The following is a 12706-nucleotide window of genomic DNA, read 5'->3' as shown; positions in this document are numbered from 1 at the left end:
TTCCTGTCAGCGGCCGCCCAGCATGTTTTCCCGGATTTCCTGCATGTCCCGGCGGAAGGCGGGCTGCGTCTGCGGGGTAGGCGGCTGGATATCCCATTCCTTCATCTTTTTGCGGACCTTGAGGAATGCCTCCTGCTCGCTGGCGCCGTATTTCTTGCAGACGGTGGAGAGGGTCAGTTCCGGTCCCGTGAAGCGGCCCTTGAGGAAGAAAGGCAGGTCGTGCTGCCACGCGCGCCGGAAGTCCTCCGGGCATCCGTCCGTCCTGATGGGGGCGAACAGTTCCCTGACCTGGCTTTCCCGGATGCCCGCGGTGTTCATGCAGATGGCGGTTTCCATGTAGGCCAGCGTGAATTCCAGCATGACCCGTTCAATGGATTGCCTGGCCTGGGCCAGTTGGTCCGGGGTAAGGCCCATGACCTGGGCGCGCAGGGCGGCCAGGGCTTCCAGGATGGCCTTGGGGTCGCCGCAGGTGCGCGGATCCATGCGGGGGATTTGTTCATCCTCGTCGTAAAGGGGAATGGGCGGATGCACCCGGGAATTGATCTTGAACAGTTTGCCCTGGAGCCGTTCCCGGAGGTCCTTCAGGCTGACGCCGTACTTGCGCAGGACGGGTGCCGCGTAATTGCGCCCCGGCTTGTTCGTCTGCCGCAGCCATGCTTCCTGAAAATCAGAGGGGCATTGCTGAAGGCCCGCCGCCAGCATGGCGTTCCGGAAGTCCTCCGCCTTGGGCGTTTTATTGGCATAGGCGTGGGTCCATTCCATTTCCAGCATCCAGATGGCGGTGAGGCCCAGGAATTGTTCAATCGCCTGTTTGGCCTCCGCGGGTTCCGGTGCGGGAAGTCCCGCCGGAGCGGCGGCGGAGGACGGGATGTGCCAGCAGAACGGGAACAGCAGGGCGAAAGCCAGGAACGGGCGCAGCAGATGCATGGGGGGAAGGAAAGAGGGTTGGGAAGGGACGGCAGCGCTCATTCGGCTGTCACGGTAACGTCCAGCGGGCGGTCGGAAACGGGGAATTGCAATTCATAAAAACCGTTGCCCAGGTTCTTGACGGGAACGTTCCCTGCCTTCACGGGGCTTTTCCCGCGCCAGACGACGACCGGGCCGGATTCCTTCACGCGGAAGCGGAGGCTGTCCGCCCCGTATTCCGGAGCGGCGGCCAGGGCGCAGGGAGAGAGGAATTTGTCCCCCCTGCCGATGACGGCCCAGCCCCGGACGATGGGCGCCATGATGAACAGGCGGTCCTTGAAGCCCGTTAACTTCACGTCCAGGTCCGGCTGTGCCGGGGTCAGCGCGCAGCCTCCCTCTGCGGAATAGGCGGCGATTCCCTCCGCCGGAATGGAGGCATAGGCTTCCGCCGCGTTGCCGTTCAGCAGGGCCGCCGCGTTTTTATAATCCCCCAGGGAAATTTTCCCCTGCACCGGTTCCGCCGGGGAGGGGTGTTTGAGGTTGTACAGCACCACGGCGGCGCTTTGGCCGGGCAGCGGGGCGATCACCCGGTACAGGCGGTTCTCGTTCAGCGCATCCAGAAAGACGGAATCCGGCAGGGGGACGGCAGGGGCCAGCGGCCGCAGCAGAAGGCCGTCGGACCAGACCAGGGGCATGATGTTTTCCGGATTGAGCTTGTCAGCCGGGTCTGAAAGGTAGACGGGGCCCCCGGATACGGCCTTGGAAACGGCCATGAGGCGCGCGCTGGTGGGGTCCGTGGAATGGAACATGTCATGGTCCGGCCACGCGGTCTGCCCCAGCCAGAGCGTATTGGCGTAGGACTGGAGGATGTGGGACTTGCCCATGGCTTCATCCCCCAGCTTGTAGTCAATGCTGCACCGGGTGATAGCGCTGTAGCGGGTATTCTGGATGTTGACGGTGCCCTGCGCCATGCAATTCATCAGGCTGAGGCCCGTCTTCCGGCATGCCTGTTCCAAGGCTTCCGAACACTTGGTGTTGTGGTGGACCGGGTTGTCCAGGCCGTCCGCATGCTTCAGGTATTCCGCCTGCACGTCGATCTTCACGAAGTCGAACCCGGCGTCCTTGACGGATTGGAGAAAAGGGTTGTAAAACGCCCCGGCTCCTCCGGGGCCGTCACCGGGGAGGATTTTCCCCTTGGTAGTGCTGACCAGCCCGCGGGCCGTCTGGGCGTCCAGCCGGTGCTTGGGGTGGATGCCGTTCCAGAGGCCGTAATAGCAGTTCCACAGGCCCATCCATTTCAACTTGGAGCTTTTGTGCTTCATCAGGGGCTGCCAGCCCTGCGGGAATTTGTCCTGGCGGGTCTGGAAGCTGATCAACTTAAGCCCTTCCTGGGTCTGGAACCCGTCGTCCACCAGCATCCACCGGACGGGGATGGGGGAGGCCTCCAGTTGGCTGGCCGTTTCTTCAAGCAGCTTGGAGGAGATGTTCTTTTTATACTGCTCCCAACTGCACCATCCGAGGTATTTGAAGGGTTCCGGATAAACCTTCTTTTCCCGGGGAAAGGTTCTGCCCTTGATGAAGGGGAGGGAAAGGGCCTTGTTCCAGGCGGCGGAGCAGGCGCGGTAAATATCCTTGTCCACGGCGGTGACGGCCAGGACGGGCTGCGGTTTGGCGGTGGAAGTTCCCAGCGTGCCGGATTCCACAAGGAATTTGCCGTCTCCGTCAAGCTTCAGCCACGTGAGGGAATCAGGGGTGGCGACGGGCAGCACGGCCATGAAATTGCCGTCCTTGAGGTGGAACAGCGCAAACATGGCGTGGTCCCCCGGTTTGGCGGTGCTGGGGTTCGGCTTGCTGTCCAGCAGGTTGCCGGGAGCCGTCCGGCCGAACCAGGGCAGCACCCGGTTGCCGTCTCCGGGCCAGCGGCCGCGGTCCGCCGCGAACCAGCAGAAGGACTGGTAGGGAGGTACCTGAAGGGAACGCGCGTTTTTTCCCGGCAGCGGGGGAATGGTGGATATCCGGGTTTGGGCGGCGGCAGTCCAGATGCTCAGGGCCGCCAGGACAAGAGCCGGGAACGTGAATGCTTTCATGGGAATCATCATTAGGTTAAGGAAGGTGGCAGATAGACTGGCAGAAGGGCAGGAAGGTGCGCTTCCCTGCTTTTCGGAAAAAAGCCGTTGCGCCATGATGGCAAAGCATTTTCCGGAGACGAGCAAAAAATGATGTTTCCGCCTTATTTTGCTTCTTTTTCCATGTGGAAAACGGATTGCTAATCCGGCGTCAAGCTCTGATTTTAAGGGAAAGGTGCTTATGTTGCCCGGTCGTTTTATAATGGGAGTCTGTTTCTCCGGAGAAAAGGCTTCCTCCGTTGCGTTGCCGGTACGTGGAGAGCCGCGAGCCTTTGCGGGTGTGGAAATACATATATTCCGTCAGAATATGCTGAATTTCAGGAAAGAGAAATCATTGCTGCACAGGTTGGCGTCCGGATGCCGAGGGGCTTGCGGCGCACCATGCGGCATTGGAACTATTCCGTAACGGATTAGCAATCCGATATTAGAAAAAGCAGGGTTCCAAGCCTTGGCTTCTGACCGCAGAACGCTCCCGGGAGCGGATTTGTGCAGCAGTCCGGCGATAGGTGCGGATCCATTCATATCCATATTTAACTTTTGATTTTATGAAGAAAACCTTATTCACTGCTTCCTGCGTCCTGGTTGCCTTGTCCGGCCTAGGCGCAGCGGCCACCTATCAGTGGACGGGAAACGGGGACGGATCCTCCTGGACGGACGCGGACAACTGGACGGAGGCCGGCGTGCCTCCTACTACTCTCGGCGCGGGAAACAGCATCATCATCAACAGTGACGCCTCCATCTCCACCGCCGGCGCGGGGAGCCTGAATTACAGGAATGTCGACCAGTTTGTTCTGAAAGGCACGGGTACTCTCAGCAACAATACGGGAGGGGCCTTGGTTTTAGGGAACGTGGACATGGACAAATCTTTTTCCCTGAACTCAGGCAATACGCAGCTCTGGGGCAACTTGACTATTGATTCCAGCATCAATTCAGGAGCGCTGGGAGGCGGGCTGTCCACGGGGTATGTTTGGGATTTCGGATTAAACGGACGTCTTGCGACGACCAGCCTCTGGATCAATGCGAGCGGGGGAACCATCCAGGCCGCCATTGATCCGTACACGACCACCGGAACCGTCGGGACTGCGGTGCGTGAACTGCTGGGGCAGAACGCTTCCTCCTCCTCGGGCGGCAACGGCTTTGATACGGTTGACTATGTGGTCAGGGACGCTGACGGGAATATCCTGACCCGTGCGGACGGTCCGCTGGAAGCTACGGAAGAAAATGTGGGCAAGTATTGGATCACCACCAATGGGGGAGCCTGGGCCAACGTGAAGATTCATTACATCACCGGAGCGGCTCCAGTTCCGGAACCTGCTGCGGCAGGCCTTTCCGCCGCCGGTCTTCTGCTGGCCCTGCTGCGCCGCCGCCGGATGCGTTGAGTCGGGCGTTGCTGTCCGGACTGGTTTTCGGAAGCGCCTCTCCTGTACGGGAGGGGCGTTTTTGTTTATCCGGTCATGGCCACCGTTTTTAGCGGCTGTCCGGTTCTCCGGATGGGAGTATTCATAACGGGGTGTCTTCCGGAGAGAGCCGGCCTCATAGCCAGGATTTTCATCCACGCCGTCACTTGGCCGGGCTTTTGGCGAAGGATACGCGGCGCCTGTAAAAAAAGAGCAGAACCAGCCATTGCAGCAGGAGAAGGGAAACGGCGAGCAATACGGGCTGGAAAGGCGGGAAGAAGTCCGCCGCGCCGCTGAAGATGCGCTGGTTGAGTTCATGCACGTTGAGCAGGGCGTGGATGAGGTAGGCGGCCAGGGCGTTGACGCCGATGACGCGGAGGGGAAAGGCCCATTTGGCCCATTTTCCGCCGTTCCATGCGTCGACGGCCAGATGGAACAGGGACAGGAGCATCAGGGAGATTCCGGCAGCGGCCAGAACGAAGGTGCCGGTCCACATGCTTTTAATGATGGGATAGGCGCCGTCCAGCATTCGGGCGGCGGAAAAGAGGAGGATTCCCGCTCCCATCATCGCCATGCAGAGGCGGACGGAAGGCAGGCGGCTTTCCTTCAAAAATTTTCCCGCCAGCCATCCGCCCATGCACAGGGCGGAAGCGGAGGCGATGCAGAGGGGGCCTTCCGGATCAAAGACGCCTCCGTGCAGACGGCCGGGAAGCCAGTGCATGTCCACCCAGGAGTTGACGGAGCCGTCCGGCGTGAAGCTGCCGCAGGTGAATTGAAGCAGGGCGATGAGGCCCAGAAGGCCTCCCGCCGCCGCCGCAATCGCTCCCGTGCGGCGGCACAGCAGGATGCACGTGCCTGCGATGGCGCAGGAAAAGCCGATCAGGCCCAGAACGGAGGCGTAACGCATATCCTCCGTCCAGGTAAGCGTTCCGTTGACCAGGAGGCCCAGGAAGGCCAGAACGAAGGCTCGTTTCCAAAGGTGGAGAAGCCCGGGGGCCGCAGAGGCGTTTCCGCCGGTGTATTTCGCCAGGGAGAAGGACATGGAAACGCCAGAGATGAACACGAAGACGGGGAACACCAGGTCATACAGGTGCAATCCTGCCCAATGGGCATGCGACATCTGGCGCGCGGCTTCCCGGAGGAAGGCGTTTTCCGGATTTCTGGCGGCCAGGAGCAGGACCAGAGCGTCCAGCCCCAGGATGATGAGCATGTCCAGCCCGCGCAGGGCATCCAGGGAGTGTAGCCGGGGGGGACGGGCGGGAACGGAAGAGGAGGCGGTCATGGCGGCGGGGAGGAAGAACGGGAACAGGTACGGACGGAAAAGGGCGTCTTTATCAGGATTCCTCCAAACATGCCGGAACAGAGGGGAATCGTGCTTGATTTCCACGGGGGAAGAGGGTAAAGCAGGCCGCATGCCGCGCTCCCCTCTCGCCTTTCTCCTTTTCCTGTGTGTCTCCCTGCTGCTGGCTGCCTGTTCCTCCACGCCCAAGACTCCGCATGGCAAGCCGTTGATGAAGGACGGCAGGTACTCTTCTTCCTATGACGCTTTTGTAGCGGACCCCCAGTACCGCTTCACGCGCGACATCTGGTACCATGACGAGCGCATCCGGCAGGCGCAGACGCGGAACAGCAAAATCGTGATTCATTTGAAGGACCAGCGCGGCGTGCTGTGGGTCAACGGCCAGCCGGCCATGAACTTTCCCGTGTGCACTGGCAGATCCACCCATGAGACGCCCCGCGGCAAATTCTCCATCATTCAGAAGGATGCGGACTACCGCTCCCGGTCCTATGGCAGCGTGTTTGATGCAAGCGGCCTGTGCGTGAATTCGGACGCCACCTCTTCTTCCCGCGTGCCGTCCGGCGGCAAATTCATCGGCGCCAAGATGCCGCTGTGGATGCGCATTCACGGCGGGATAGGGCTGCATGTGGGCACGGTGTTCCGGGACGCCAATTCCCATGGGTGCATCCGGGTGCCTGTGGAGGCATGCCGCATTTTGTTTGACAAATGCGGCATGGGAACAACCGTAGTAGTTCAGGAATAAGCGCGAGCGTGAATAATCGTTGATTCCTTACGGTGCATCTGTCACACTCCTGCAAGCTGATGAAAATGAAGGTTCTGATACGTTCCCTGGTATTGCTGGCCGGGTTGGCCGCCTGGACGGCGGATACGGCCTGGGGCCAGTCCTCCTCACGCCATTCGCCTTCCCGCGGGGGAACGCCCGTGCGCCAGGCTGCGGCGCAGCAGCGCGGAGAGGATGACGCCGTGGAAACGGTTGACCTGGGGGATAAGAAGAGGGAATCCGGCACGGCGTCCGGTGAACGGGAAGGCGTGGCTGACGCCCCGGAAATGCCCAAGGAAACGGAGAAGGAGCAGAACGGCCTGGATTCCCTGTCCCTGATTCCCTCCCTCAAGGGGGGAAGGATGGATGCGGCGCGGGAAGCGCACACCAGCACGCGGCCTTCCGCCAGAACCATGGCCCTGCTGATTCCGGCTCCGCGCGGCCCCATTCTGGACCGCAACGGAGAGCCTCTGGCCGTGACCTCCGTGGCCTACCAACTGGCCCTGCGTTTTGAAATTTTTGAAAATCCCGATCGTTCCCGCGTGGTGGACTTCGGGCGCAACTGCCTGGAACAGGCCAAGAAAATTGCCGGAAAGGCGTGGTCCTTTTCCGATGACCAGCTCTGGAAGCACTATGAGCACCGCCGCTGGCTGCCTCTTCCCCTCACCAACGTCATCCGCGCAGAGGAAGCGGAAAAACTGAAGGACAAGGTGAAGGGGGTGCGCGGCCTCCAGTTGCTGCCCATCTACATCCGTTCCTATCCGGAAAAGGAAATCGCCGGACATATCATCGGCTATGTGGGTTCCAAGGGAAAACTGCCTACCGGCCCCATCAACCATATGGACCCGCTGTGGGAACAGGTGGAAGGCCGCGCGGGACTGGAAAAGGAATTCAACAAGGACCTGACCGGGACGCCCGGCGTATGGCGCCTGATGTTTGACGAGGACGGCAACAAGATTCTGGATGAACTTCAGATACGCCCCAAGCCCGGCGGCGCCATCGTCACCACCCTGAACCTGAAATGGCAGCGGGATGCGGAACGCATCCTTTCCCGCGGCAAGAGGCGCGGCGCCATGGTGGTGCTGGACTGCGTAACGGGTGAAGTGCTGGTAATGGCCTCCACGCCGTCCTATGACCCGAACATGTTCATTCCGAACATATCCCAGAAGGATTACGATGCCCTGCGCAACGACCCCGCCGGACCGCTGGGCGCGCGCGCCTTCCAGGGGCGCTACCCCCCCGCCTCCACCTTCAAGGTGCTGACGGTGGCCAGCGCCCTGAAAAATAACAAGATCACGGAAAATACGCAGATCTACTGCCCGGCATCCATCACGATCGGCAACCACGTTTTCAACAACTGGAGCAAGACGCCCCTGGGGGACATCAACTGCATCCGCGCCCTGGCGATGTCCAACAACCCGTTCATGTACCAGATGGGGCTCAAGCTGGGAGCGGAAGCCCTGATGGATACGGCCCGCGCCTTCGGACTTGGTGAGCGCACCGGGCTGCCCATTCCGGACGATCCCGGCCTGGTGCCCACCAGCGACTACATGATCCGCAACTACAAGCGGGATTTCATGTCCGGAGACGCCGCCAACCTTTCCATCGGCCAGGGAACGCTGCTGGTCACGCCCCTCCAGGTGGCGCACATGATGTCCGGCGTGGCGAACGGCTACCTGCCCAGGCTCCAGCTCATCAAGCAGATTCAGGACGGCAACGCCAATGTCATTTACGCTCCCAAGCCCCAGGAGGTCCAGCGCCCCCTGCCAGCCTATGAACGTGCCCTGGCCAGCGTGCGCAAGGGCATGAGGGAGGTGATTGAAGGCGGCACGGGCGGCCGCGCCCGCCTGTCCTATTCCAGCATCGCCGGCAAATCCGGCACGGCCCAGTGGGGACCGGAACGGGAAGACAAGCGCCTGGCGTGGTTCGCCGGCTTCATGCCCTGTGACAATCCCCGCTTCGCCTATGTGGTGCTGTATGAAGGCCGCGCCCACGAACGGCTGGGCGGGGGCGCCGCTGCCGCCCCCATCGTGAAGGAATTCTTTGAGACGGAGAAGAAGGACATCAAGGCCATCATTGACCCGCCCAAGGACGACATCCCGGTAGCGGAACCGGTGGAGGAAACCCCGGAAACGGCTGCCGCCGCCCTTCGCGAACGCGGGGGATCGCCTGCCGTAGTGCCGGACAATCTGCCGCCCGGCCTGTATGATCCGGAAGGAATGGAGCCCATCAAGGTTCATGAAATCCCTGCCGATCTGGACGACTCTTCCGATGCGGAAATCAAGGCGACCCCGGTGGGCGGTTCCTCCGGGCATGCCAGGCCGTCCGCGCCTTCCTTGTCGGAGGAGCCTTCCGCCGCACCCCTCACGCCCCGACGCGGAGATTCCGACTACATTCCCGGCCTTCCCCATCAGATTCCCCGCCATCTCAACCATTCCTCTCCCGTAAGAGCTCCCGCGCCGCAGGCCCCCCTTCCGGAGGATGACATTCCCATGGCGGAACCTCTTTAGACCGGCTTTTAAGGAAGGCGGAATCGTCCGGCAATGCTTTTCAGGGCGTTCGCCGTAACAGGGTCATGCATGGCCTTTGGCCCGTTAATGCTTTTCATTGTGCTTGCGTCATTGCGGGGAAGCGCCTATATAATGCGGATGGTGCGCGTCGATGAGACTGTTGCCGTAAGGAGCGGCGCTTTTGTTGGATGGCATCATGACCCCCACGTTTAAAGATAATGAAAACGCATTATTTCTACTCCATACCCTGTTTTGCGCTGACCTGCGCTCTTGCCGCCTGCTCTGACGACAATAAATCATCTTCCGCCAAGGCCGGACAGGATGCCGCCGGCTTAACCCCGGCTTCTTCGCTTGATCCCTCCGCTCCCGTTGCCTCCGATCTGGTGGCGAAGCGTGCGGAACGGCTCGGAATCGCCGCCCTCTTTCCCATGGACATGGGTATTGTAGCCGGTGTTTACGACGTCCCCGGCATGATCAGGAGCGTTCAGAATCTGAACATGGTCAAAACCTGGGGTTCCTGCTCCGCTGGGGAAGACGCTGATGAATCCATAGCCATTCCGGGAGAGGATGCACCCAAGCCCGTCCGGAAAAAGTGCTCCGTCAACACCCCCGTCATTGACGCGATGATCGGCTTCGGCCCCGAATGGGCTCCGTGGATGGATAGCGCGCAGCCCGCTTTTACCGGCATGGGGCTGAACCAGATGCAGGGAATTTTGTCCGCTTACAAGCTTTTCCAGGCCTCCGCTGATGGAAGCAAGGGCGCCAGTGACACGGCCCAGGAGGCAATGGTCAACAGGTACGTTGAGATGCTTATCCAGTGGGCTGATTTGGTGGATCTGCGCCCTTCCGAGGCTGCTACGGCGCCCGTGATGGTAGCCGCCAAATTGACTCCGGACGCCCTGGCCCAGGCCAAGGCCACCCTGAAGGACGCCAACCTCCCGGAGGACATGGAACTTCATGGACTGGTTTCCCTGTATGACAAGACCTACAACGGCCTGCCCTGCAAGGTGGCGGAGGTGGACTGCAAGAAAGTGCGCGTGAAGCTGGAAGAAAAGTTGGATGAGGCAAAAGCCAAGATGAACATCTCCCAGGAAAACCTGGACCGTCTCAAGGCGGCTCTCAAGCGTCTGGACGAATCCAAGCTGTATGTGGCCGTCGCTTTCGTGGATGATACCCTGGTGGGCTTTATAACCACCAATCCTGAAAAGCAGGTCCGCCTGGCGGCTTCCCCCCAGGATTCTGTTCTGGCGCGTCCGGATTTCTCCATGGCTGACGCCCAGCTCCAGTATCCCGCCTATGGCCTGATATTTGCGGACAAGGCTTGCGCCAAGGGCCTTATTAACCTGGACATCGCCTACTACAAGGGCATGTTCTCCGGGTTGAAGGACCTGATGCAGACGGTAGGCGCCGACTGGAAGATTGCCGATCTGGCTCCTTCCATGGCCGCGCTTGATTCCATGAAGGGCAGCCTCCTTGGGCTGTATGAAAAGGTGGCGCAGAATGCCACGCCCGTTTCCTACTACGCGTGGCAGGACCAGGGAGTGCATGTGGAAGCCTGCACGTATCCGCTTGAATTCTACCTCCTGGACGCTCCCTCCTCCATGAACTCCGTCCGTCCCGGGGCGGATACGGTGCTGTATTCTTCCTTCCGCATCAATCCGCAGATTGTTGACATGGGCTGCTCCCTGTATGAGAATGTTGCCCAGATCGTATGGGATTACGGCAATGCGTATATTTCCAACCCGAAGCATGACGTAAGCGACCAGATCCGCATGGTTGCTCCCATGCTCCAGATGGCCCGGCCCACCATTGAAGAACTTTGGAAGGCGTATAAGACCGCACTTTCCGGCCTTACGGATTCCGGCGTGTTCATCATGGACATGCAGGGCGCTCCCAGCCCCACGCTCAAGAATGTTCCGGCCCCGCGCTTCTCCGCGGCTTATGAAGTGAAGAACCGTGCCGCCTTGGGCGAAGCGTGGCAGAAAGTGTCTGACGCCGCCAAGACCATCGTTACCCTGGCCAGCCAGGGCAAGATGACGGAATTGCCCTCCCCCAAATCCTCCGTGGAAGGGGATGTCACCACCTACGATTACGAGTGCCCGCTGGGCGCCGACCTGAATCCGGTGGTGAGCGTTTCCGACACCCGCTGGGCCATCAGCATGCCGAAGGCCTTCGGCATGGAAGTCATCAAGGAATCCATGAAGGCCCCGGGGCAGGTGGCTCCGCTGGAATTCCAGCTTAACCTCGTCCCGGTCCGTGACGCCCTGAAGAGCGCGGCGGAAGGCAACAAGGATATCCGGAAGGCCGTGGAAACCCTGGACGTGATCACCTCCGACGTCGCGGGCGTGCATGCTACGGGGCGCAAGGCCGCGGACGGCAGGGACGTGTACCACATCCACGTTATTTCCGCTGCCAAATAACAGGGGTTTCCCATTGGATTTACAGGCTTCCGGGAAGAAATTTCCGGAAGCTTTTTTGTTGATGGCGGAAGCTTCTTGTTCCTGCCGTTCTGGAAGTTATCTCCGGAAAAATTTTTTAATGCCCGGAAGAAAAAACGGAGTTTTGCAACGGCAAGCCTGCCGCCGCCTTAAGATTATATACAAATGTATATAATTTGTGCGCGTGCCAAGTTTTGGGCTTGCCAAGGGGGAGGGGAGAGTACACAATCAAAACCGTCAAATAAAGGGAATGGCTTCCCTTTTCCCGTATTTACAGGAGTTGGCGCGATAATGGTGAAAGATAGACGATGAGCAGATTTTTCCAGTTCCTGTGGTTGGCGGCGTTGGCGGTGCCCGGCATGATGGGCGGCAGCGCGTGTGCGGCGGAGGAAGGAGCGGAGCACGGACTGGAGCAGGCCGCCCCCCACTTGTTCTCCATTCCGCTTCCAGGCGGCATTGAACTGCCGGTGTCCAACTCCATGCTGATGCTCTTTCTGGCGGTTCTGCTGATAGGGGTGGTTGTATGGTTCGCCACCCGCGCCATGCGCATTCTGCCGTCCCGGTTCCAGAATGCGGTGGAATACTTCTTTGAGACTCTGTACAACTTTGTGGAATCCCTGCTGGGGCCGCGACTGACGCGCAAGTACTTCTGGTACTTCGGAACCATCTTCACCATCATCCTGGTCAGCAACTACATGGGGCTTCTCCCCGGGGTAGGGACCATCACCTATAACGGAGTGCCGCTGTTCCGCGGCGCGAATGCGGACATGAACGTGACGATGTTCCTGGGCATCTTTTATGCGCTGATGTGGCTTTACTGGTCCATCCGGGAACAGGGCCTGAAAGGCTTCTTCATCCACTTGTTCGGGCCCAAGGGAAGACTGCCCGGCTTCATGGGATTCGTGCTGGTGCTCATCTTTATCTTCGTGGGTCTGGTGGATGTCCTGAGCATTACGATCCGTCCTATTGCGCTGGCGGCCCGTCTTTACGGCAACATTTACGCCGGGGAAACGATCATTGACACCATGGCCCACATGTTCGGACCCGTCCTCAGCGCCCTGTGCGTACTCCCGTTTCTGGCGATTGAGCTGCTGGTGGGCTTCATCCAGGCTCTGGTCTTCCTCCTCCTGACGGCGATTTTCCTCAAACTGCAAGTGGGGGACGGGGATGCCCACGGCCATGCCGCCAAGGATGAGGGAAAAGAACCATCCGTGCCGGACAGCCTGCCGTCCGGAAAGGCCTCATAAGCCGCACCGCCAACTTTCCGTT

Annotated in this window: 8 protein-coding genes; 5 read left to right on the top strand and 3 right to left on the bottom strand. The window is 60.2% G+C overall.

Translation table 11 applies throughout. From position 1 onward, the window contains the following. Positions 1-6 precede the first annotated feature (6 nt). Positions 7-927, bottom strand: coding sequence for a hypothetical protein (locus tag J5W70_RS02830; RefSeq protein ID WP_022397553.1), 921 nt, complete (start codon positions 925-927; stop codon positions 7-9). Positions 928-965: 38 nt separating this feature from the next. Continuing rightward, positions 966-2993 (bottom strand): Sip1-related alpha-galactosidase, encoded by a 2028-nt coding sequence (locus tag J5W70_RS02825; RefSeq protein ID WP_215832912.1) that lies wholly within the window; start codon positions 2991-2993, stop codon positions 966-968. Between the two features lie 584 nt (positions 2994-3577). Between J5W70_RS02825 and J5W70_RS02820 the strand changes: the two genes are divergently transcribed. Further along, a complete protein-coding gene (locus J5W70_RS02820) occupies positions 3578-4411 on the top strand; it encodes a PEP-CTERM sorting domain-containing protein (RefSeq protein WP_022397551.1) in 834 nt (277 codons plus the stop codon). 181 nt (positions 4412-4592) lie between these two features. Here J5W70_RS02820 and J5W70_RS02815 read toward each other — a convergent pair whose 3' ends face one another. Then, positions 4593-5843: a DUF5009 domain-containing protein gene (locus J5W70_RS02815; protein ID WP_215837093.1), complete on the bottom strand. Its 1251-nt coding sequence runs from the start codon at positions 5841-5843 to the stop codon at positions 4593-4595. Here J5W70_RS02815 and J5W70_RS02810 point away from each other — a divergent pair. The 4 genes from J5W70_RS02810 to J5W70_RS02795 all read left to right on the top strand — a co-directional run bounded on the left by J5W70_RS02810 (position 5842) and on the right by J5W70_RS02795 (position 12684). After that, the gene (locus J5W70_RS02810) at positions 5842-6471 is read left to right on the top strand and encodes a L,D-transpeptidase (RefSeq protein WP_022397549.1); all 630 of its coding nucleotides are present in this window, start codon (positions 5842-5844) and stop codon (positions 6469-6471) included. The two genes, J5W70_RS02815 and J5W70_RS02810, sit on opposite strands and share 2 nt — an antisense overlap. 59 nt (positions 6472-6530) lie before the next feature. Then, the gene (locus tag J5W70_RS02805; protein WP_022397548.1) at positions 6531-8999 is read left to right on the top strand and encodes a peptidoglycan D,D-transpeptidase FtsI family protein; all 2469 of its coding nucleotides are present in this window, start codon (positions 6531-6533) and stop codon (positions 8997-8999) included. Between the two features lie 218 nt (positions 9000-9217). Next, complete coding sequence (locus J5W70_RS02800; RefSeq protein ID WP_022397547.1) at positions 9218-11419, top strand: hypothetical protein; 2202 nt, start codon at positions 9218-9220, stop codon at positions 11417-11419. Positions 11420-11745: 326 nt separating this feature from the next. After that, positions 11746-12684, top strand: a complete 939-nt coding sequence (locus J5W70_RS02795; protein WP_022397546.1) for a F0F1 ATP synthase subunit A — start codon at positions 11746-11748, stop codon at positions 12682-12684. The last annotated feature ends 22 nt before the right edge of the window (positions 12685-12706 follow it).

The organism is Akkermansia massiliensis (genome assembly GCF_018847375.1).
In the GTDB taxonomy this organism is placed as follows: Bacteria; Verrucomicrobiota; Verrucomicrobiia; order Verrucomicrobiales; family Akkermansiaceae; genus Akkermansia; species Akkermansia massiliensis.
Note: the sequence above shows the minus strand (reverse complement) of the source record. Positions and strands in the feature narration are given on the sequence as shown.